Source organism: Klebsiella sp. HC6 (genome assembly GCF_022605325.1).
In the GTDB taxonomy this organism is placed as follows: Bacteria; Pseudomonadota; Gammaproteobacteria; order Enterobacterales; family Enterobacteriaceae; genus Klebsiella; species Klebsiella terrigena.
In genome coordinates, this window is record NZ_CP093277.1 from 139,906 (window position 1) to 161,204 (window position 21,299).

Below are 21,299 nucleotides of genomic sequence, written 5' to 3' on the forward strand. Positions count from 1 at the left end.
CGTCCTTCTGCACTGATTCACCCTGACGTCAGGGTTTATATCGATAATATACAGAGGTGAGTATGAAAAAAGTGGTTCTAATGGCCCTGGCTCTCGGCCTGTCACTGCCTGCAATGGCGAGTGAAAAAGTCATTGATATGTACAAATCTGAAAACTGTGGCTGTTGTTCCCTGTGGGGCAAAGCGATGGAAAAAGACGGGTTCGAAGTGCGAACTCACGTCATGAATGATCAGGCGCTGTCAGCCCTGAAAGAAAAGCATGCTGTTCCTGCTGGACTACGAAGTTGTCATACCGCGGTTGTAGGTAATTTGATCATTGAAGGCCATGTGCCTGCGGCAACGATACATAAGGCCATGCAGTCTGGTTCGGGTATATACGGTCTCGCCACCCCCGGTATGCCAGCAGGAAGTCCGGGAATGGAGATGGGGGCCCGAAAAGAGGCTTACGATGTTATCGCATTCTCACCGGAGGGCAGTAAAAAAGTCTTCCAGCGAATCGAATAGTCAGCGGAACGGCTGATAACGGGACGCCGGCAGCAGGCACTCTTATGCCGGCGGCATTCGTGGTAATCGCATCCATGACATATCCTGAAGACAGAAAATGCTTCAGATATGCATAAGGAGAGTTACTGTGAAAAATGACAATGCAGTGGAACATAACAACCAGACTGCTTCTGAGCAGACATCATCCCCGGACGAGAGTCACGCATTGCATAAGGTGAGAGATCCCGTGTGCGGGATGGTCATCCTGCCTGACAAGGCGCACAGCAGCATTCGATACCAGGACCATCAGCTTTATTTCTGCTCCGCCAGCTGTGAGAGCAAATTTAAAGCCCATCCCGATCATTATTTTACCGAAGATGCCAGTGAACATCACCATCACCACGACCACCATGAAGTCAGCCCTGATAAGATAAAACAGTCTCACCGCCAGGCGGAGAAAGAGATTTCTGAAGGTGTGTGGACATGTCCGATGCATCCGGAGATACGCCGTAGTGGTCCCGGAAGCTGTCCTGTCTGTGGAATGGCACTGGAGCCGCTCGTAGCTACGGCATCCACGGGGACGAGTGATGAACTTCGCGACATGACAAGACGCTTCTGGCTGGGGTTGTTGCTGGCGTTTCCGGTTCTGATACTCGAAATGGGTTCTCATCTGTTTCCCGCTTTGAGGAATACAGTACCGCCACAGTACAACACATGGCTGCAGTTACTTCTGGCCTCTCCTGTCGTTTTGTGGTGTGGCTGGCCATTCTTCGCCCGGGCCGGAATGTCGTTACGTAACCGCTCCCTGAATATGTTTACCCTTGTTGCAATGGGGACCGGCGTAGCCTGGGTTTACAGCGTCATTGCAACCGTCTTCCCCTCCTGGTTTCCTGCATCGTTCAGAAACATGGATGGCCTGGTGGCCATTTATTTTGAAGCCGCAGCTGTTATTACGGTGCTTGTTCTGCTGGGACAGGTCCTTGAATTGCGGGCAAGGGAACAAACCTCAGGTGCCATTACTGCACTTCTGAACCTTGCCCCCAAAACCGCCAGGCGGCTGGATCATGACGGTCATGAAACGGATATTAATGCGGAAGATGTCCTGCCTGGCGATAAGCTCCGCATCAGACCTGGAGAGAGTATTCCGGTCGACGGTATCGTGGTCGAAGGCAAAACAACCGTGGATGAATCGATGGTGACCGGGGAGTCTATGCCGGTTACCAAAACGGAGGGTGAACCCGTCATTGGGGGGACGATTAATCAGACAGGTAGTCTTATCATCCGTGCAGAGAAAGTCGGTGATGAAACGATGCTCTCACGAATTGTTCAGATGGTCGCTGATGCACAGCGTTCGCGGGCCCCCATCCAGAGAATGGCTGACAGCGTTTCAGGCTGGTTTGTTCCTCTGGTGATACTTATCGCGGTTGTTGCTTTCATGATCTGGTCTGTCTGGGGGCCCGAGCCCAGGATGGCGCACGGTCTCATTGCGGCTGTGTCGGTCCTGATTATTGCCTGTCCCTGCGCGCTGGGGCTGGCCACGCCGATGTCGATAATGGTGGGGGTGGGCAAAGGAGCCCAGGCCGGGGTGTTAATTAAGAATGCCGAAGCCCTTGAGCGTCTTGAAAAAGTGGACACGCTGGTTGTCGACAAAACAGGCACGCTCACGGAAGGTTCGCCGACGGTGACAGGGATTATCAGTCTCAATCCGGGTGGGGAAACATCTCTTTTGCGTGTAACGGCCGCAGTGGAAAAAGGCTCGCAGCATCCGCTGGGTATGGCAGTAGTTAAAGCAGCACAGGAAAAGGGGATCGCAATACCCGCAGTCACTCATTTCAATGCGCCGTCGGGTAAAGGTGTCTCAGGCGATGTCGAAGGTCAACGGGTTGTTATTGGTAATGAACTGGCTATGCAGGAAAACAGTATCGTTATTGATAATCAAAAGGCCGTTGCGGATACGTTGCGGATGGAAGGTGCTACCGTTATCTATGTGGCCACAGGCGGGCACCTTGCAGGCCTGATAGCTATCTCGGATCCCGTGAAAGCAACCACGCCGGATGCGCTTAAAGCTTTGCGTCAGGCGGGGATCCGCATCGTTATGCTCACCGGGGATAACCAGCTTACCGCTGAAGCAGTCGCACGGAAACTGGGAATAGATGAGGTTGAAGCCGGGATTCTGCCGGATGGCAAAAAAGCAGTGATAACCCGACTGAAAGCGTCTGGCCATGTGGTTGCGATGGCCGGAGACGGTGTGAATGATGCCCCGGCGCTGGCAGCGGCTGACGTGGGAATAGCCATGGGAACGGGTACAGATGTGGCAATTGAAAGTGCCGGAGTCACCCTTCTCAAAGGCGACTTGATGATACTGAACAGGGCCCGTCATCTGTCAGAAATCACCATGAAAAATATCCGACAGAATCTGTTTTTTGCATTTATCTACAACGCACTTGGCGTGCCTGTGGCTGCAGGCCTGCTTTATCCTGTGTATGGAATACTGCTGTCGCCAGTTATTGCGGCGGCGGCCATGGCTCTTTCCTCCGTCAGCGTCATTGTGAATGCGTTGCGTCTGAAAAGTGTCAGGCTCGGGAAATAACACTGAGTGAAGGGGCTGTTACGAACAGAAGGAGTCCAGTATGAAAAGTACCACCTATGCGCTTATTGCTGTCGCCGCGATCGCGGCATTTGCCCTCCTGCGCGAACACTGGTCACATGTGGCAGGTTACTGGCCATATCTGTTATTGCTGGTCTGCCCGCTAATGCATCTTTTCCACGGCCACGGAGGGCATGGAGATCATCAACATCAAGGAAGTGAAAACGATAAAAAAAATTAATCCGGCAGACGGGGCCGCGTCGCGGCCCCGTTATCAGTCCAGGTATCGTTCGTAGTCTCTGGCATGCGCAAAGGCATGCTGTTCAAGTTTGTTATCAGCGGGTGCCGCTGCCCGGAACGCCAGTGAGTTAACAGGATTGTTATTGATGACCAGCTCGTAATGCAGATGAGGACCGGATGAACGTCCGCTGTTACCGGATAACGCAATAGCGCCTCCCCGGGTAACCCTGGCCCCTTTAGTAACGAGTATTTTATTGAGGTGGAGATAGCGAGTTTTAACACCGGCTTTTCCTGTTACTTCAACAAAATATCCCATGGTGCTGTTGTATTCGGCCCGGGTGATTTTTCCGTCGATGACGCTGACTATTTTCGTGTTCATGGGCATGGAATAATCAATGCCATTATGGGGACTCACTTTTCCCGATACCGGGTTAAGTCTTGCAGGATTGAAAGGCGAACTGAGTCTTGCTGTGGCCGGTAACGGATAATCGAGACTGCCTTTCCCGGAAGTATCGGAAAGGTTATAGAACTTTTTATCTGATATACGATACGCCGTGTAATTAAATGAACCGGACGTAAATTTATAGGCCACGACACGTGATTTTCCCGCTTTCTTTTGCAGTACGAGTTTTAATGATTCATTTTTTTTCAAATGCCGCAGATTAAACCGGGAAGGCAAGGAGCGCTGAAGAGTAGCGATCTCGTTCGATTCCAGCCCCGAGCGGGTGGCTGAAAGGTAGGCATTTTCTTTTACGACATCGGTAGAATACATTTACTGGAATTCGCCGTTAGCATGAACACTGCGGCGTATGCTAGGGGTTTTCAGGAGGCGTGTCATCTGTCAGTTAATCGGGAGCACCGTTGATGGTCGTCATTTTTGTAACATATCTTGTTTCCCGTTTGCTCCTGAAGCTCTGGGAACTGTATGACCAGCCCGACGGTGATGATTAACGGGACTGAAACAGGTTACGGCAGAGCAATATGGGGCTCATGTCCTGCTACGTAACCCGTCAGTAAAGCCCTGCTGCGCACCTGACGCTAAGCACTAACCCGCCTGCAGTTACCTGGTCGAATACAGCCCGCGAAGCTTTCTTGCCTGCGTCTGATGTGCTTCCGCACCGGCATTATTGACCTGCTCATGCACGAGAGCGGCTTTTTCTCCGGCATTCAGTTCGTTAAAAGAAGAAGACGAGGTCTTTGAATTTGCATCACTGCCGGACAGCATTTTTTTATGTTCCTCAATCATTTTCTGATGCGCATAGGACGCGCTGTTGTTCATAAATGAATGAGCAACAATGGCCCTTTCATGTTCATTCATTTCAGAGAATGAGGGCGTGTTGTTTTTATTAACCCTGTCCGGTAAGTTTTCATGCGTCGAGTAATTCACATGACTGACGGCTGAGGCATTATTAACAAATCGATGTGTTTCATGGGCAATATCACTGGACTGAGCAAAAGCTGCCCCACAAAATAAAGCTGTAAACGCAGTGGTCGTGATTAATATATTCATGTGTAATTACCTTCTGAGGTACATAAAAGATGTCCTTATGATCATATATAAAAATAATCAACCTGTGGGGAAGATGACGTAAATGTAATACAGCTATGTACATTACACGATTGTAATGAATTTGTTTCTTAAGGTGTGCTAGATTCATTTCATTGTAAGTGGATGAACCAGTAATTTAATTTAAATCGGTTCTCGAATTCTGTCAGTAACCATACTTTAAATAAGGGAATGCGCATGCTGTTGAAAACGTCTCGACGAACTTTCCTGAAGGGGTTAACCCTCTCTGGCGTAGCCGGAAGTCTTGGCGTATGGAGTTTCAATGCGCGTTCCAGTCTGAGCCTGCCAGTTGCCGCATCCCTGCAGGGTACTCAGTTTGACCTGACCATTGGTGAAACGGCCGTCAATATCACGGGCAGTGAGCGTCAGGCCAAAACAATCAATGGAGGCCTGCCGGGGCCCGTTCTTCGCTGGAAAGAAGGTGACACCATTACCCTGAAGGTCAAAAACCGTCTTAATGAACAGACGTCCATTCACTGGCACGGCATTATTCTTCCGGCCAATATGGATGGTGTTCCGGGGCTGAGTTTTATGGGCATAGAGCCTGATGATACCTACGTTTACACCTTTAAGGTTAAGCAGAACGGGACTTACTGGTACCACAGCCATTCCGGTCTGCAGGAACAGGAGGGGGTATACGGTGCCATTATCATCGATGCCAGGGAGCCAGAACCGTTTACTTACGATCGTGAGCATGTGGTCATGTTGTCTGACTGGACCGATGAAAATCCTCACAGCCTGCTGAAAAAATTAAAAAAACAGTCGGATTACTACAATTTCAATAAACCAACCGTTGGCTCTTTTTTCCGCGACGTGAATACCAGGGGGCTGTCAGCCACCATTGCCGATCGGAAAATGTGGGCTGAAATGAAAATGAATCCGACTGACCTCGCGGATGTCAGTGGCTACACCTACACCTATCTCATGAACGGGCAGGCCCCGCTGAAAAACTGGACCGGACTGTTCCGTCCCGGTGAAAAGATACGCTTACGGTTTATCAACGGCTCGGCAATGACCTATTTCGATATCCGTATCCCCGGGCTGAAAATGACGGTCGTGGCTGCAGATGGCCAGTATGTAAACCCGGTTACCGTTGACGAATTCAGGATTGCCGTTGCCGAAACCTATGATGTCATTGTGGAGCCTCAGGGTGAGGCCTATACCATCTTCGCACAATCCATGGACAGGACCGGTTACGCTCGAGGGACACTGGCCACGAGAGAGGGGTTAAGTGCTGCCGTTCCCCCCCTCGATCCCCGTCCTCTGTTGACCATGGAAGATATGGGTATGGGGGGAATGGGACATGATATGGCAGGAATGGACCACAGCCAGATGGGAGGCATGGATAACAGCGGAGAGATGATGTCTATGGACGGTGCTGACCTTCCGGATAGCGGGACATCCTCCGCGCCCATGGATCACAGCAGCATGGCCGGTATGGATCATTCCCGGATGGCCGGAATGCCGGGTATGCAAAGTCATCCTGCGTCAGAAACGGATAACCCACTGGTTGATATGCAGGCGATGAGCGTCTCTCCGAAATTAAATGATCCGGGTATTGGTCTTCGAAATAACGGAAGAAAGGTTCTCACGTACGCGGATTTGAAAAGCCGCTTTGAGGATCCTGACGGACGTGAACCTGGCCGTACCATAGAACTGCATTTAACCGGCCACATGGAAAAGTTTGCCTGGTCATTTAACGGAATCAAGTTTTCAGATGCCGCACCGGTGCTGCTGAAATACGGTGAGCGGCTCAGGATCACGCTGATCAACGATACCATGATGACTCACCCCATTCACCTGCATGGTATGTGGAGCGATCTGGAAGATGAAAACGGTAATTTCATGGTTCGTAAACACACAATAGATGTTCCCCCTGGTACAAAACGCAGTTACAGAGTGACAGCAGATGCGCTTGGCCGCTGGGCGTATCACTGCCATTTGCTCTATCACATGGAAATGGGAATGTTTCGTGAAGTCCGGGTGGAGGAATGATGCGAATGAAGAGAAATTTGAAGGCCATACCTGTTCTGGTCGCCGGTTTGTTTACCTCACAGCTTTCTATTGCGGCGGGCTCCGTCTCTGCAGATCCCCACGCCGGGCACGACATGTCTGCCATGCAGATGCCAGCAGATGAGAATTTCACTGAGATGACGTCAATGGAGCCCATTGTAACTGAGAGCAGAACGCCAATTCCGCCTGTTACCGATGCCGACCGGAAGGCTGCATTCGGCAATTTACAGGGGCATGCGATTCACGACAGTGCGATTAATTATCTGGTTCTGCTGGATCAACTGGAATGGCAACGGTCGGATAACACCAACAATTTCAGCTGGAGTGTTAACAGCTGGATTGGAGGCGACACAGATCGGATTTGGCTAAAGAGTGAAGGTGAACGAAGCAATGGGGAAACGGAGGCGGCTGAAGCGCAGTTACTCTGGGGACATGCGGTTGGCCCATGGTGGGATTTGGTTGCGGGTGTCAGGCAGGATTTCAGACCTGCTTCTGCCCGGACATGGGCTGCTGTCGGTTTTCAGGGGCTGGCACTCTATAATTTTGAGTCTGAAATTACGGGTTTTGTCAGTAATGGCGGAAAAGCAGCCCTTCGTCTGGGAGGAGAATACGACGTTTTACTGACTAACCGGCTCATACTCCAGCCATCCTATGAGGTGAATTTCTACAGTCAGGATGATGAATCGCGGGGTCGCGGCAGGGGACTGACTGACACAGAGCTGGGGCTCCGGCTGCGCTATGAAATACGCCGTGAGTTTGCACCCTATATAGGCGTTTCCTGGAATCAACTTTACGGGAAAACATCCGATATGGCGAAAAGAGAAGGTGAGAAAGACCATCAGGTAGTATTCCTGGCGGGAGCCAGAATCTGGTTTTAACGCACTGATATAAAACACTCAACTAAACAGGTAAATAAAATGTCGATTTTAAATAAAGCCATTCTTACAGGTGGCCTCGTTATGGGCGTTGCTTTCTCTGCTACGGCCCATCCGGAATTAAAAAGCTCTGTGCCACAGGCTGATTCAGCCGTAGCGGCCCCGGAAAAGATTCAGCTTAATTTCTCGGAAAATCTGACCGTGAAATTCTCAGGTGCAAAATTAACGATGACGGGTATGAAAGGCATGTCATCACATTCTCCGATGCCGGTCGCGGCAAAAGTGGCGCCAGGCGCTGACCCTAAATCGATGGTCATTATTCCGCGAGAGCCTTTACCCGCTGGCACTTATCGTGTTGACTGGCGCGCGGTTTCTTCAGATACGCACCCTATTACCGGTAATTACACCTTTACAGTGAAGTAATATTATGAACGACCTGATTATGATTGTTATTCGTTTTCTTCTTTATCTGGATTTGATGGTAATATTTGGATTGCCATTTTTTCAGATATATGGAATAAGCGGTGTCAGACATGAAACCTATAACCTGACTAATTTCAGGTCGTTTATAACCTTTGCTGTTGTTACAGGCATCATTCTTACTGGCATTAATATGCTCCTGGTATCTAATGCCATGAGTGGAGTAACTGACCTCAGAGAATTATCCATCCATGTTATCGAGATGGTGATAGAAGAAACTGATGTGGGTATTAGCTGGATTGTCAGGCTCTGTGCCCTGTTTACCACACTCGGTGCTTTGTTCCTTTACACTAATAAGAGAGTATTGTCCTGCCTGCTGATGACGATGAGTGGGGGCGTGGCGCTGGCTACACTTGCCTGGGGAGGACACGCCGTTATGCATGACGGTCTGCATTACTATCTCCATTTACTGAGCGATCTGACCCATCTCGGCGCTGCAGGTGCCTGGACAGGTGCTCTGGTTGCATTTGCTATCCTGCTGATGCGCAGAAACGAGCATAATGCACAGAGCGTCATTGTGATATCTGACTCCCTGGCAAAATTTGCCACGGCAGGAACGGTGATTGTTGTAGCCCTGATCCTGAGTGCGCTGGTCAACTATCTGTATATTGCTGAGGGTAACTTAACTCCCTTATTCAACAGTTCCTGGGGGAGGATATTGCTTGCCAAGACGGCTCTGTTTGTTCTGATGCTTCTTCTGGCTGCAGCAAACCGGTTTCACCTGGGTCCCCGGCTTGAAGTTATGGTCAGGGAAGGGAATTATGATCGCAGCGTTGCCCTGATGCGAAACAGCATCCTGACAGAATTCGTTGTTGCGATTATCATTCTGGGCGCCGTAGCGTGGCTTGGAATGCTTGCTCCGTCTCAGATCAGCTAGGGGACAGCCAAAGCTCATGCGTGAGATTTTTACTTTCATATCAGCGAGTTGACCATGCAGCGTATTTTAATCGTTGAAGACGAACAAAAAACAGGTCGTTACCTGCAGCAGGGACTGGTTGAGGAAGGCTATCAGGCCGATCTCTTTAATAATGGCCGCGATGGTCTCGGGGCCGCGTCGAAGGGACAGTATGATTTGATAATACTGGACGTGATGCTGCCTTTCCTCGACGGGTGGCAAATCATCAGCGCACTGAGGGAGTCCGGGCACGAAGAACCGGTCCTGTTTTTAACCGCAAAGGACAACGTGCGGGACAAAGTGAAAGGACTGGAGCTTGGCGCAGATGACTACCTGATTAAGCCCTTTGATTTTACGGAGCTGGTTGCACGTGTAAGAACCCTACTGCGCCGGGCACGCTCGCAGGCCGCAACAGTCTGCACCATCGCCGATATGACCGTTGATATGGTGCGCCGGACCGTGATCCGTTCGGGGAAGAAGATCCATCTCACCGGTAAAGAATACGTTCTGCTTGAGTTGCTGCTGCAACGCACCGGAGAAGTGTTACCCAGGAGTCTTATCTCGTCCCTGGTCTGGAACATGAATTTTGACAGTGATACGAATGTGATTGATGTCGCCGTGAGACGTCTGAGAAGTAAAATTGATGATGACTTTGAGCCAAAACTGATCCATACCGTTCGCGGTGCCGGATATGTCCTGGAGATCAGAGAAGAGTGAGGTTCAAAATTTCCCTGACCACACGCCTGAGCCTGATTTTTTCTGCGGTGATGCTTACGGTATGGTGGTTATCAAGTTTTATCCTGATTAGCACCCTGAATGGCTATTTCGATAATCAGGACCGCGATTTTCTGACAGGTAAACTTCAGCTCACCGAAGAGTTTCTTAAAACAGAGACGTTCAGGAACAAAACGGATATTAAGTCATTATCAGAAAAAATAAACGATGCGATGGTGGGGCACAATGGCTTATTCATTTCTATAAAAAACATGGAAAATGAAAAAATTGTTGAACTCTATGCCAAAAATTCTGTTGTTCCAGCGGTCCTGCTTAATAAGTCGGGTGATATTCTCGACTATATGATCCAGACGGAAGAAAATAACACCGTGTACCGCAGTATCTCGCGGCGGGTTGCCGTGACGCCGGAACAGGGTAAAAGCAAACATGTCATCATTACGGTTGCCACGGATACTGGGTATCACACCCTGTTTATGGACAAACTCAGTACCTGGCTGTTCTGGTTCAATATCGGTCTGGTCTTTATTTCTGTTATTCTGGGCTGGCTGACCACACGTATTGGTCTGAAACCGCTACGGGAAATGACCAGTCTGGCTTCCTCCATGACCGTACACAGCCTGGATCAGCGTCTAAATCCCGATCTGGCTCCGCCGGAAATCTCTGAGACCATGCAGGAGTTCAATAATATGTTTGATCGCCTGGAGGGGGCATTCCGGAAACTGTCAGATTTCTCGTCTGACATCGCGCATGAGCTGCGCACACCAGTCAGTAATCTGATGATGCAGACGCAGTTTGCACTGGCTAAGGAAAGGGATGTTTCGCATTACCGCGAAATTTTATTCGCTAACCTGGAAGAACTGAAAAGGTTGTCACGAATGACCAGTGACATGCTTTTTCTGGCACGTTCAGAGCATGGTCTGCTGCGGCTGGATAAACATGATGTGGATCTGGCAGCCGAACTGAATGAATTACGTGAGTTGTTCGAGCCCCTGGCAGACGAAACAGGAAAGACAATCACGGTTGAAGGAGAGGGCGTTGTTGCCGGAGACAGCGATATGCTCCGACGTGCTTTCAGTAACCTGCTTTCCAATGCAATCAAGTATTCTCCCGATAACACCTGTACAGCGATACACCTTGAGCGTGACAGTGACTGTGTGAACGTGATGATTACGAATACGATGTCCGGCCAGGTTCCCGCTAATCTGGAACGTTTGTTTGACCGGTTCTATCGCGCAGACTCATCAAGGTTCTACAACACGGAAGGCGCGGGGCTGGGATTATCAATTACAAGGTCGATCATTCATGCTCACGGCGGCGAGCTGTCAGCAGAACAGCAGGGGCGGGAAATTGTGTTCAGTGTGCGTCTGTTAATGGATTAATACCGTTATTCAGGAGAAACCCGGAAGGTGACAAAAATGTCATCGTTCAGTCACGCGATAAACAGAGGCGGTTTTTTATAATCAGCCATAAATCAGGACAGCGTGATAATTCAATCGCCCGGTTCCTGGCGTGATGATCAACCAGCCCTGAGATCAAATGCTTTCTCTGTTATAAGCATTGATTGTTCGGGTATGAAAACACCGGAGACCCAACCATGAAAAAGATCCTTGTATCCTTTATTGCCATGATGGCTGTCGCTTCATCTGCCTGGGCTGCAGAGACAATGAACATGCATGACCAGGTAAATAATGCCCAGGCGCCTGCCCATCAGATGCAATCATCCGCTGAAAAAAGTGCAGTTCAGGGGGAGAGCATGAAAATGATGGATATGAGCGGTCACGATCAGGCCGCAATGTCCCATGAAATGATGCAAAACGGCAATTCTGCCGCCCATCAGGACATGGCTGAAATGCATAAAAAAATGATGAAAGCCAAACCTGAGAACACCCAAGAAACTGCTAAGCCATTTTCCGAAATGAGCGAGCATGAGAAAGCCGCTGTTGTGCATGAGAAGGCGAATAATGGCCAGTCTTCCGTTATTCATCAGCAACAGGCGGAAAAGCATCGCAGCCAGATCACCCAGAATTAACCCGCAGCTCCACTTGTCAGACCCTCATTTGACGCCGAAGTCACTGGCTTACGCTCCCGTCCGGGAGCGTTTTTTTTATAAGCGAAATGAATAATAATGAAAGAGTCCATACACAATGTTTTTTTTGGTCATGTCGACCTCACAATTAACTTATATTGTTTGAGAATCCTGTTCCCCGGTCATCTCCAGGGTGCATGTCGCGCCGTATCCTGAGACTGGCTGAGAATACGAATGACCGTAACCATAGAATGTGATGATACAAAATAGATCGTATGCCGGTTCTACCGGCAGTGTGCAGATATCGTCTCCCAGCTCTGCACAATGCGTGCCGATATCATGCATGGCCAGCACATCAAATACTGCAGCTATACGACCGATCTATGCATCCGCCTGAACAACCCCGATCTGTCTGAAGCTGAAGTCCCAGATGGCCTCCAGATCCTCTTCTGCTTTGGGTGTCAGCTCAATCTCTTTCATTTGCCACCCTGGCCCTGACATTCCTCAGGAATGCATTCTTGTTCCATGGTTTCGCCTCGCCGCTGCTGATCCCTTCGGCCAGCAGATCGCGCAGTTCCTGAAGTCTGGATTCAGCCTGCTTTTCATGCAGCTCATCACCCACGTCCACCGTCATCGTACGAGCCATAACCCCTCCATATCTTAATGTAAGATTTATTCTTACATCATTAAATCAGCTTACTACGCTGCTTCCATCTCCGGCATTTTTTCAAAAAAGCCCTGCTGCAGTCTGGAGATCCGACTTTGCCTTTTTCCGGATCTGTGCAAAATGAAGAGAGTGACGCTGGAATCATAACTTATCCTATGCATCAAATTCATCCTGAAAAATGCAGATATAAAATATTGCATCACATTTACGCGTGTGAGATGCTGATATCAGAATGCAGTCAGTAGTCGTTAACAGGGTGCCCGTAATGAAAGATGCCAAATCAAAAGACCCCTCTGAGTTGTTTAACACCATTACGGTGCGTAATGTGCCAGTTGATGTGGATGAAGCTATCACGCGGCAGGCTAAAGCCGCCGGCAAATCAAAGAGTGATTTTGTGCAGGAGTTTCTGACGGCAACATTTGGCGATCTGATCGGCAATTTCATCCGCACCAGTGAACTGGTTGCCCTGATGGACCAGGAAATGGCGAGGATGGCCGGAACAGTACTGAGCGAGCATGTTTATGATCTGGAGATGACTCAGGCCGGCCACCGGGAGTTCTGCCGTATTCTCGGGATAAAAAACAACGATGATTTGCAGCGCATTATGCTCGCGGGGATGCCATACCTTCAGATCCGCGCCGGACAGCTGAGAGGGATTGACAGCCTGGCAAGGGGGAACTCCCTGTATGCCGCACTGCTGGTCAACGGGGCGTCCCGGGATGAAGAGACGGTACAGGCGCTTCACCGGTCACTTTTTAATATGTTCCCGGAAACTGTTTTTCAGGAAATGATTAATGAACTGCGAAAGGCAATGCGCATGGACGCTTTTGAATGGTCGCTTATCTGAGACAGATATAAACGAGAAAAGCCACCCCGAGGGATGGCTTTTCCGGTACTAACTTTAACGCACGGGTCCGAAGAAATCCGCGCCTTGATGGGATAAATCTACCAGTTACTGGTACGCCCGTCAACCTGACCCTCAGTTTAGCCCGGGAGGGCTGTATGCAGCTGGAAGACTATATCTCGGCCGGGCGGCTGAACATTTACACTGACGTGCTGAAGCTGAAACCTGGTGAAGAACTGGGCGGGTATAACTGGAACAAAGCCGTTTCCGCCGCCATGCAGCCGCTGATGCACTGCCTTGAGGTGACGCTGCGTAACGCCATCGATTACAGTATTCGCCATGCCCGGCTGCCCGGCGCTGCCGGACACTGGCGAACCGATACCAACTGGATCTTTGATTTACCCCGCTATATCGGTGACAAGACCTGGATACGCCAGAACAAGCGCTACAAAACCGATGCCCGTGGCCAGAAGCTCATGCATCACGGGAAACCGGTGTATGACCGGACAGCCTGGGAAGAAGACTGTATCCGTAAGGTGTCAAAACGTATCCGTGCTGCGGGCAAGGCGCCGACGGCAGAGCGGGTGATCTCCGGTCTGGACTTTGGTTTCTGGACCAATTTTCTCACGAAAAACTACGATGAACCGCGGAACCGCTCGCTCCTGTGGCCCCAGTTGCTTCCGTCGGTGTTCCCCGGCGCCCCGGCCGGCACCCCCCGTCACGTGCTGGAAAAGAAATTTACCCGTATCCGTGACTTGCGTAACCGCCTGGCGCACCATGAAGCAGTCTGGAAATTCCAGGAGGAAGATCCGGTTACCGGTGCGCCGGATTACAACCGCCCGGTATATGGTCTTCAGGCGTCCCTGCAGCTGTTGCGTCGGGCATGGAAAGATATGCTGGAGGCTCTCAGCTGGCTCAGTCCTGCAAGGCATGCTGCGTTTCTGGCAGAAGGTCATCATCTGCGTTTCGAGGCACTGGCCACGCACGATGGTTTGCTGAGTTTCACCGGACGGGCACAGCTGATGCACGACCTGAACGTGCGGCGCAGTAAAGAGATCAGAAAATTATTGCGGGGGCTCGGATAGCAAAAAATCATCCGCCTGACCAGCCGTACCCGGATCATTGCCATTATTGGTCCCGATTTTATCCGTACCCTCTGACCTTTCCCCTCCCTTGTGGCAGGGGATTCTTCACAAAACACTGAAAGCTGAACGGCTTCCGTTGCCATTTTCAGCAGGACATGAGGCACGTCCCACTTGCTTTCCGCATAGCCAGACATGCCATGCTGACGCAAAGCGTTAGTCGCTCATCCACTGAAACGTAAGTTGCTTATTAATGGCAGATACATCATCCGGCATAGCCAGAAAATAAAAATGAGGTGTTCCAGACCGCTTCAGTACCTCATAACGATGGGTCCCGTCCCCGAAATGAAATCCACCATCTTCGTGCACAGATAACAGGACCGGTGAAACAGGCCATCCTTTTGCGATATGCAGTATGGCCTTTCCGAGTTTCGGGTTGGTAATTTCCACCCAGAGGCTGGAATCTGTCAGTCGAAAGAAGGAATTAATAAGCGGGTCAAAATCAGCAAAAGAGGCTTTCCCCAGCACCAGAGAACTGAGATCAATTTGTTCACAGTCAGCAGGCTGCAATACCCGTGGACCAGGAAGGTAAATCGAATGTCTGCGCCCCGGAACAGACAGATCCCAGTTAATGTCTGTCTGTCCTGCCGTTGGCCATCTGTCCGGAGACAACCCCTCCAGGGCATCAATCTCATCATCTGAAATCCGGAACAATTCTTCCTGGTGATCGCCTTTAAACATTAAACTCAACGCTTCGGCCCACATATCGCGAGCTTCATTGTTCTGGTCTGTCATTGCCATGTTCTCCTGTACTAAGAAGGCCACATTGTGCGCCTTTTCACGCTCTGGAGCCTAATACAGGCATGTGATAATCCTTGCTTCCTACTTAGCCAGAAACCGGATCTGCGCGGCGGGAAACGCGCAAAGGATATGATAATCAAACCAAACACATAAAATCATACTGAATGTGATATTTAGCATTAAACACACAATAATATCTGATATGATATTTGAATTATTAGTAATAAATCATACATGATATGATTTTTAACCTAACCGGACATGTTCAGACGGAGCGAGCAGGATGGATGAGAAAGAAGTGAATTTTTCACTCAGCTATGAGCAGCTGACCCGGATAGCGGAAGAGCGTATCCGTGAATGCAATCTGGACAGCCAGGGCGCGATTTACATCAGCGAGTCAGCCAAGGCCGGTGCCGTGCTGAGCTATTGGTATGAACTGGCCATAAATGGCTATGCCTCAGTGAATGCCATAAAGAGACAAGAGCTCATAGACGCCGATCACCTGCGCCTCAGACAACTCATCTGGCCGGAGGCGGACAAGCAATGACTCAGGCGCGCCGACCATCGCCGCTGCAGCGGCGGGTGCTGATTGTGCTGGCCGCCCTCGATGCGAAACGTCCGGGGCCGGTGGCGACGCGGGATATCGAGCGGGTGCTGGAGCAGGGCGGGGATGCCCCGGTGTACGGGCCGAACCTGCGCGCCTCCTGCCGGCGCATGGAAGCCGCGGGCTGGCTGCGCACCCTGCGCGCCCCGAACCTGCAGCTGGCCGTCGAGCTGACGGAGGCCGGTCGCGGCATTGCAGAACCGCTCTTCCAGGCAGAACGCGAGGCTGAAACGGCACGACAACGACTGACAGACGTCCGGCGTCTGCCGTTACGCCAGACGGCTGCCGGTGACGCGGTGGAGCTGCAGCTGGGTGACGGTCATTACTCCCTGCGGGAAGCGGCCTACGTGATCCGTCTGGACGGTACCACCTGCCTGCAGCTGACGGATGCCGGCGGCATACGCCGGATAAAAGAGGGCGATCCCCTGCAGGTGGCCAGCTGGTATCAGACCTGTTTTGATGCAGGCCTGCCGGTCACCGTCCAGGTGAATGAGAGCCGGGACTGATAGCCACCACACAAGGAATATGAGCATAAAATGAAAGTCACTGAACCCGGGCTGAATAAGCTGATCGATAACCTGAACACCCTGATTTGCGAGGACAGCCTGCTCACGCGCCAGGAGCGTGAAACGCTGGTACTGGCCGTCGCCGCTATCGGCGCCATGAAAGCGCGCGTCGGCTTGAAAAAAGGCGATGCGCCGACCGTTGCCAGACGGGAAAAAAGGGAGAAAAAAGACCGCCAGCCTGATCCGCGTTTTCCGCGAGCCGGTCATCCCTGGCAGGAAGACGAAAAAACCTTACTGAGTGATGCGCTCGATTCGGTACCGGACGAAGAGATTGGCAGGCATCTGTTCTGGCTTTCCGAGAAACTGGGCAGAACGCCTTTCAGTGTTGCTTTCCAGATCGCGGCAATCAGGGAGCTGCAGGACGGCTGGGAGGAGCAGTTCAGGGAGATTTCGGATAACATTCGCTTGTCCGGCCTGAGCATCAGTGATTATCTTAAGCAGAACGGCACGGACCTGAACGCCTGAATGCCATTTTCGTTACAGACAAATTATATAACTGAGGGCAGTGATGAAAACAGCGGTATGGGTGGTGGTGTATTTCGCGATGTGTTTTCTGCTTTTCACAGGATGGATGTTCGCCTTTGCGCAGTATGCGCCCTATAACGGGCAGGAACACGCGTTTTCTCTGACGTATCTGCTTAATTTATTTTTTCTTCATGTTGTGATGGTACCTTACTACGAGTTTATTCAGACTGAAACATACAGCAATGCATTAATGAGTATGGCAGATGAATCCGGTCAGATGATACGTTTTCATCACGTAGTGCCTGTTCTCTGGATATATAGTCTGTCCGCACTCTTAACTTTTGTGGTCTACATTACATATGCAAAATGGTTCACTCATAACCGACTGAAAGAAAAGCATCTTCCAGAATGATATTACCGGGACACCTCAGGATATATAAAATTAATGACGAAACAGGAATGGATTTTACGACTACGCCGCTGTACATCACAGGAAACTCTGGAAAGGATAATAGAAAAAAATAAATATTCCCTGACGGATGACGAACTTGAGCACTTTAATGCCGCAGTGGATCACCGGCTGGCGGAAATGGCAATGGGGAAGTTTTATGATAAAATACCAGCAGGCGTCTGGAAATATGTTAAATAATACAGCCAGCATCAGTCTGTTCGCAGTTATCTCACCTGGAGCGCAATCATGAATATGATATTTGAACTGATTGGATTGTTACTGGTAGTCGGATGCGCATTCTTCACCACTTTTTTCTTAGCCGCAGTAGCAGGCACTATGGTAGTTATTCTTGGATGGGGAATTTCTATTGTCACCCCGAAGGTGGTTACCTGTACTAATGATTGCATCACTACTTTTTTTGATGCCAAACCCTTTGGCTGGCTTCTGATTGTGTTTTCATTAACCATGATGTTCTTTATTATCAGAGGTATGATTAAACGTTAGATTGCCTTTAGTGTGTAGTTAAATCATCATCACAACAGCGTTAATCTGAAACTGATATTGCCGGAGGGGATCATCATGACGGGAAGAGGCATTAACACAGTACGTATCGGTGATGAAGTGAAGCACATCACCGAGCTCGATGCACTAACACTCATGCATGAATGGTCAAAGCTTAAAAAAGAAAATGCAGACCTGTATGACTATAACCGTCAGGTTAACCGGGGGTGGCGCGGCTTTATTCTTCGCCTGATGGGTATCCATTTGCCTGAAAAAAACCGTGTTTGTCTTTATGGCATTAATGCCAGAAAAGAATCCATCTATCCCGACTGAAGTCGTGCTGGCAGTGATAGTGAGCAGGCCATTGCAGAAGAACAGCTATAATTTGACGCTAAGTGATTGATATTTAACATAAAACGAATTATCGACACTTTGAGATGTGTAGCATTTGCTATACGTTCGTGTTGTGTTATTCTTGTATACCAATTGCTATACAGGAGAGGTGTGTATGAAATCAGATGTTCAACTCAACCTAAGAGCTAAAGAGTCTCAGAGAGCACTCATCGATGCCGCTGCAGAGATCCTTCATAAATCGCGAACCGACTTTATCCTAGAGATTGCCTGCAAGGCTGCGGAGAATGTGATCCTTGATCGCCGTGTTTTCAATTTTAACGACGAACAGTATGCAGAGTTCATCGATATGCTCGATGCACCAATCGAGGATGATTCCGCCATTAATAAACTACTGGCAAGGAAACCTCAGTGGGACGTATAACCGCGCCCGAGCCGTTATCCAGCGCTCATCAGCTGGCTGAGTTCGTCAGTGGAGAGACAGTCCTCGATGAATGGCTAAAACAGAGAGGTTTAAAAAATCAAGCTCTTGGCGCTGCCCGAACGTTCGTTGTTTGCAAGAAGGGTACGAAGAAAGTAGCTGGTTTTTACTCTTTGGCCACCGGTAGCGTTAACCATACGGAAGCTACAGGCAGTCTTCGGCGTAACATGCCAGATCCTATACCGGTGATTATACTCGCTCGCCTGGCGGTAGATGTCTCATTGCACGGAAAAGGGGTTGGTGCCGATTTACTCCACGATGCAGTTCTACGGTGTTATCGCGTAGCTGAGAACATTGGCGTTCGTGCGATAATGGTTCATGCGCTTACTGAAGAAGCCAAAGGTTTCTATGCTCACCATGGATTTAAGGCATCACAAACTCATGAGAGGACTCTGTTTCTAAAGCTTCCATGACTGGTTGCTGGAGTGGGAAAGTAGCAGGCCACTGCCTCAACATATTGATTTTTATTTCGTTTATTATTTGATTTAACATAATCTTTGTTATGCGCACTGAATGTGTTAGAACCATTTAGTAATGTCACTTTTGGGGCTGCGGATGTTTTCCTGGACTGTTATGTTGTGATCCCAAGATGCTGCCGGTACTTCACCGGACTCATTGCACCTAATGATAGCTTGATACGCTTCTCGTTATACCAGCGTATGTATCTGTCCAGGAAGCAGATAAATTTTTCCAGCGTTATACCTGCCCAGTTTCTTCCATAGAACATTTCATTTTTGACCCGCCCGAAGAAGCCTTCACACGCCGCATTATCCGACGAGCATCCTTTGCGCGACATGGACCTTATAAGTCCGGATGTGTTGATACGATCAAGCCAACCCGGCCATCGATAATGGCCACCGCGGTCGCTGTGTATCACCGGTTTGTCATTTGCGCTGAGCGTGCCGATCGCATCATCGAGCATGGTATTCACCAGCGTTGCGTCCGGGCGTGTTCCTATCGACCAGCTCACTACCTGGCCATCAAAGCAGTCGATAACCGGCGACAGATACACTTTTCCAGCCGGAAGCTGGAACTCGGTAATATCGGTCAGCCACTTTTCATTTGGGCTGCAGGAACTAAAATCCCGGGCGAGCAGATTTTCCGGTGCCGGGCCGATTTCTCCACAGTAAGAGCTGTATCGTCGTCGCCTGGCGCGCTTAACAACGAGCTGTTCTTCTGCCATCAGTCTGCGGACAACCTTCTCAGAAATAAACCGGTTGTTAGTACGAAGCATCGCATGAAGACGTCGATAGCCGTAGCAGCGGTAGTTTTCCTCAAAGATCTCCGCCATGATCACGCGTATTTCCGCATACTTATCACTCAAGCGCTGGCTGGCTTTGTGGTAAAAATAGCAGCTGCGGGCAAGTTGCAGAACGCCAAGCAACTCAGCAACGGGATACTTTTTCTTAAGGGCATCAACGATCTGGGTTTTCTCCCTGTTCTTCAGGGTCAGAAAGCTGATGCCCAGGTCTTTTTTTATCAGTTCATTCGCTTTTGTCAGTATGTCACGTTCGAGCTGCAGCTGATGAACCTGCTGTCTGAGACGCTGGATTTCACCGAGCAAAGCATCCTGGTTTTTATCTTGAAGGACAGCTTTTCGTTTGCGCATGGATTGATAAGCCTCGTCACTGATAAGGTCTTTCTTCCATTTGTACAGGACTGGAACGCTGACGCCTATGTTTTGTGCAACCTTAAGCGCGGTTCCACGTCGGCTGCAGAGCTCTCTGACGGCCTGAGATCTCTCTTCCGGGCTGAAGCATTTGTTTGTGCCTGAGCGAATAATCAGAGGACGGCTGTTCGGGTAAAATTCCCGAATCCAGGATTTGAGAACCTCGTTGCAGGGGTAACCAATGGCGCGACGAGTGAACGACAGGCATCCACCGTGTGTAAGATAATGCTCGACAGCAGCAATTTTCTGCGCACGTGAATAGCGTTCCCTTGGCTTTAAATCTCTGGGTAAATCGCCCTTCTGTTCATAAATCCGTACCCAACGGCTCAACTGTTTTGTGGAAGGATATCCCAGCTCTCTGACAACCGCAGAGGTCTTTTTACCGTACCGGTAATAAAGTTCGACGGCCCGGATACGATCCTCGTATGAATGCATAAATTAACTCCTGAAAGTCCAGGAATTCGTCCGCACCCCCCCAACATGTGCAGCAAATTGATTAGTCGTAGTCATCACCAACTCCTTTTCATCGGGGATTGGTTGCATTCCACGCTCTTCGAAAGAAATATAGCCAGCAGTTTATCTGCATGCCCTGAGTATTCGTTAGCGAACGTGGAGCACTTACTGGCTCGAAAGAAAAGCGGCGATCATCACATGATTCTCGCTCAATATTCGTAACCAGTAAGCGCATACCCTGAATCACTTCAAAGTATAATTCTCAGGGTGCGAATGACTATATTTCGCTCATCGTGGCCCTCACTAATTTACTGCTGTGAACGATAACATGGAGTCTAACCCAGGCTGATAAAATAAGACTGATATAACCAATTTCAGTCATCCTTTATTAAAAATGGTGTTAGTTTTAATGCCATCTAATGTCAAGATAACAGTTATCCGACTTTGAACGCCTCCAGGATCAA

27 protein-coding genes and 1 pseudogene are annotated in these 21,299 nt (G+C 49.7%); 21 read left to right on the forward strand and 7 right to left on the reverse strand.

Annotated elements, in window-relative coordinates; translation table 11 throughout:
• Positions 1–62 precede the first annotated feature (62 nt).
• The 3 genes from MMW58_RS29370 (at position 63) to MMW58_RS29380 (ending at position 3,310) form a co-directional block, all read left to right on the forward strand.
• Positions 63–503 carry a DUF411 domain-containing protein gene (locus tag MMW58_RS29370; RefSeq protein ID WP_002436620.1) on the forward strand — a complete coding sequence of 147 codons (441 nt, stop codon included), beginning with the start codon at positions 63–65 and terminating at the stop codon, positions 501–503.
• Positions 504–600: 97 nt separating this feature from the next.
• Positions 601–3,072 (forward strand): Ag(+)-translocating P-type ATPase SilP, encoded by a 2,472-nt coding sequence (gene silP, locus MMW58_RS29375; RefSeq protein WP_129897305.1) that lies wholly within the window; start codon positions 601–603, stop codon positions 3,070–3,072.
• Between the two features lie 40 nt (positions 3,073–3,112).
• On the forward strand, positions 3,113–3,310 hold the full coding sequence (locus MMW58_RS29380) for a DUF2933 domain-containing protein (protein WP_000843497.1): 198 nt from the start codon (positions 3,113–3,115) through the stop codon (positions 3,308–3,310).
• A gap of 33 nt (positions 3,311–3,343) precedes the next feature.
• On the opposite strand, the gene MMW58_RS29385 is transcribed toward MMW58_RS29380, so the two are convergent.
• Both MMW58_RS29385 and MMW58_RS29390 read right to left on the reverse strand, forming a co-directional pair.
• The gene (locus MMW58_RS29385; RefSeq protein ID WP_000287501.1) at positions 3,344–4,081 is read right to left on the reverse strand and encodes a peptidoglycan DD-metalloendopeptidase family protein; all 738 of its coding nucleotides are present in this window, start codon (positions 4,079–4,081) and stop codon (positions 3,344–3,346) included.
• A gap of 288 nt (positions 4,082–4,369) precedes the next feature.
• Positions 4,370–4,819, reverse strand: a complete 450-nt coding sequence (locus MMW58_RS29390) for a hypothetical protein (protein ID WP_064360952.1) — start codon at positions 4,817–4,819, stop codon at positions 4,370–4,372.
• A 234-nt stretch (positions 4,820–5,053) separates the two neighbouring features.
• Between MMW58_RS29390 and pcoA the strand changes: the two genes are divergently transcribed.
• The 7 genes from pcoA to MMW58_RS29425 all read left to right on the forward strand — a co-directional run bounded on the left by pcoA (position 5,054) and on the right by MMW58_RS29425 (position 11,903).
• Entirely contained in the window at positions 5,054–6,871 is a 1,818-nt protein-coding gene (pcoA, locus tag MMW58_RS29395; protein ID WP_073554100.1) for a multicopper oxidase PcoA, read from the forward strand.
• A gap of 5 nt (positions 6,872–6,876) precedes the next feature.
• On the forward strand, positions 6,877–7,767 hold the full coding sequence (gene pcoB / locus MMW58_RS29400; RefSeq protein WP_001378118.1) for a copper resistance outer membrane transporter PcoB: 891 nt from the start codon (positions 6,877–6,879) through the stop codon (positions 7,765–7,767).
• 39 nt (positions 7,768–7,806) lie between these two features.
• The gene (gene pcoC / locus MMW58_RS29405; RefSeq protein WP_085397508.1) at positions 7,807–8,187 is read left to right on the forward strand and encodes a copper resistance system metallochaperone PcoC; all 381 of its coding nucleotides are present in this window, start codon (positions 7,807–7,809) and stop codon (positions 8,185–8,187) included.
• Positions 8,188–8,242: 55 nt separating this feature from the next.
• Positions 8,243–9,121: a copper resistance inner membrane protein PcoD gene (gene pcoD / locus MMW58_RS29410; RefSeq protein WP_080821469.1), complete on the forward strand. Its 879-nt coding sequence runs from the start codon at positions 8,243–8,245 to the stop codon at positions 9,119–9,121.
• Positions 9,122–9,175: 54 nt separating this feature from the next.
• Positions 9,176–9,856 carry a copper response regulator transcription factor PcoR gene (gene pcoR, locus MMW58_RS29415; RefSeq protein WP_001188930.1) on the forward strand — a complete coding sequence of 227 codons (681 nt, stop codon included), beginning with the start codon at positions 9,176–9,178 and terminating at the stop codon, positions 9,854–9,856.
• A complete protein-coding gene (gene pcoS / locus MMW58_RS29420) occupies positions 9,853–11,253 on the forward strand; it encodes a copper resistance membrane spanning protein PcoS (protein ID WP_064360950.1) in 1,401 nt (466 codons plus the stop codon). The genes pcoR and pcoS overlap by 4 nt, the downstream gene beginning before the upstream one ends.
• Before the next feature lie 215 nt (positions 11,254–11,468).
• Positions 11,469–11,903, forward strand: coding sequence for a hypothetical protein (locus MMW58_RS29425; protein ID WP_004118347.1), 435 nt, complete (start codon positions 11,469–11,471; stop codon positions 11,901–11,903).
• A gap of 179 nt (positions 11,904–12,082) precedes the next feature.
• Here MMW58_RS29425 and MMW58_RS29430 read toward each other — a convergent pair.
• The 3 genes and pseudogenes from MMW58_RS29430 to MMW58_RS29440 all read right to left on the reverse strand — a co-directional run bounded on the left by MMW58_RS29430 (position 12,083) and on the right by MMW58_RS29440 (position 12,546).
• Positions 12,083–12,245: pseudogene (locus MMW58_RS29430) on the reverse strand (type II toxin-antitoxin system RelE/ParE family toxin).
• A gap of 36 nt (positions 12,246–12,281) precedes the next feature.
• Positions 12,282–12,401, reverse strand: a complete 120-nt coding sequence (locus MMW58_RS29435; RefSeq protein WP_009654306.1) for a type II toxin-antitoxin system RelE/ParE family toxin — start codon at positions 12,399–12,401, stop codon at positions 12,282–12,284.
• Entirely contained in the window at positions 12,367–12,546 is a 180-nt protein-coding gene (locus tag MMW58_RS29440) for a type II toxin-antitoxin system ParD family antitoxin (protein WP_004118349.1), read from the reverse strand. The genes MMW58_RS29435 and MMW58_RS29440 overlap by 35 nt, the downstream gene beginning before the upstream one ends.
• A gap of 286 nt (positions 12,547–12,832) precedes the next feature.
• On the opposite strand from MMW58_RS29440, the gene MMW58_RS29445 reads away from it, so the two are divergent.
• Positions 12,833–13,414 carry a hypothetical protein gene (locus MMW58_RS29445; protein WP_073554098.1) on the forward strand — a complete coding sequence of 194 codons (582 nt, stop codon included), beginning with the start codon at positions 12,833–12,835 and terminating at the stop codon, positions 13,412–13,414.
• A gap of 155 nt (positions 13,415–13,569) precedes the next feature.
• Entirely contained in the window at positions 13,570–14,496 is a 927-nt protein-coding gene (locus MMW58_RS29450; RefSeq protein WP_224373622.1) for an Abi family protein, read from the forward strand.
• A gap of 213 nt (positions 14,497–14,709) precedes the next feature.
• Here MMW58_RS29450 and MMW58_RS29455 read toward each other — a convergent pair whose 3' ends face one another.
• Positions 14,710–15,294 (reverse strand): hypothetical protein, encoded by a 585-nt coding sequence (locus MMW58_RS29455; protein WP_223862240.1) that lies wholly within the window; start codon positions 15,292–15,294, stop codon positions 14,710–14,712.
• Positions 15,295–15,577: 283 nt separating this feature from the next.
• Between MMW58_RS29455 and MMW58_RS29460 the strand changes: the two genes are divergently transcribed.
• The 9 genes from MMW58_RS29460 (at position 15,578) to MMW58_RS29500 (ending at position 19,126) form a co-directional block, all read left to right on the forward strand.
• Positions 15,578–15,841 carry a hypothetical protein gene (locus MMW58_RS29460; RefSeq protein WP_009310051.1) on the forward strand — a complete coding sequence of 88 codons (264 nt, stop codon included), beginning with the start codon at positions 15,578–15,580 and terminating at the stop codon, positions 15,839–15,841.
• Positions 15,838–16,404: a hypothetical protein gene (locus MMW58_RS29465; protein ID WP_009654312.1), complete on the forward strand. Its 567-nt coding sequence runs from the start codon at positions 15,838–15,840 to the stop codon at positions 16,402–16,404. Before MMW58_RS29460 ends, MMW58_RS29465 begins: the two co-directional genes overlap by 4 nt.
• A gap of 30 nt (positions 16,405–16,434) precedes the next feature.
• Positions 16,435–16,929, forward strand: a complete 495-nt coding sequence (locus tag MMW58_RS29470) for a hypothetical protein (protein ID WP_013023776.1) — start codon at positions 16,435–16,437, stop codon at positions 16,927–16,929.
• Between the two features lie 43 nt (positions 16,930–16,972).
• The gene (locus MMW58_RS29475) at positions 16,973–17,341 is read left to right on the forward strand and encodes a hypothetical protein (RefSeq protein ID WP_009653915.1); all 369 of its coding nucleotides are present in this window, start codon (positions 16,973–16,975) and stop codon (positions 17,339–17,341) included.
• Positions 17,342–17,374: 33 nt separating this feature from the next.
• Positions 17,375–17,578: an HHA domain-containing protein gene (locus MMW58_RS29480; RefSeq protein WP_004098931.1), complete on the forward strand. Its 204-nt coding sequence runs from the start codon at positions 17,375–17,377 to the stop codon at positions 17,576–17,578.
• A 48-nt stretch (positions 17,579–17,626) separates the two neighbouring features.
• Complete coding sequence (locus MMW58_RS29485) at positions 17,627–17,884, forward strand: hypothetical protein (RefSeq protein WP_009653918.1); 258 nt, start codon at positions 17,627–17,629, stop codon at positions 17,882–17,884.
• Between the two features lie 75 nt (positions 17,885–17,959).
• Positions 17,960–18,214 carry a hypothetical protein gene (locus MMW58_RS29490; protein ID WP_009653916.1) on the forward strand — a complete coding sequence of 85 codons (255 nt, stop codon included), beginning with the start codon at positions 17,960–17,962 and terminating at the stop codon, positions 18,212–18,214.
• Positions 18,215–18,389: 175 nt separating this feature from the next.
• Positions 18,390–18,656: a type II toxin-antitoxin system TacA family antitoxin gene (locus tag MMW58_RS29495; protein WP_241723802.1), complete on the forward strand. Its 267-nt coding sequence runs from the start codon at positions 18,390–18,392 to the stop codon at positions 18,654–18,656.
• Positions 18,644–19,126: a GNAT family N-acetyltransferase gene (locus MMW58_RS29500; protein ID WP_004098919.1), complete on the forward strand. Its 483-nt coding sequence runs from the start codon at positions 18,644–18,646 to the stop codon at positions 19,124–19,126. The genes MMW58_RS29495 and MMW58_RS29500 overlap by 13 nt, the downstream gene beginning before the upstream one ends.
• Before the next feature lie 158 nt (positions 19,127–19,284).
• Here the strand turns inward: MMW58_RS29500 and MMW58_RS29505 are convergent, their stop codons facing one another.
• Positions 19,285–20,817 (reverse strand): IS3 family transposase, encoded by a 1,533-nt coding sequence (locus MMW58_RS29505; RefSeq protein WP_241723803.1) that lies wholly within the window; start codon positions 20,815–20,817, stop codon positions 19,285–19,287.
• Positions 20,818–21,299: the final 482 nt, after the last annotated feature.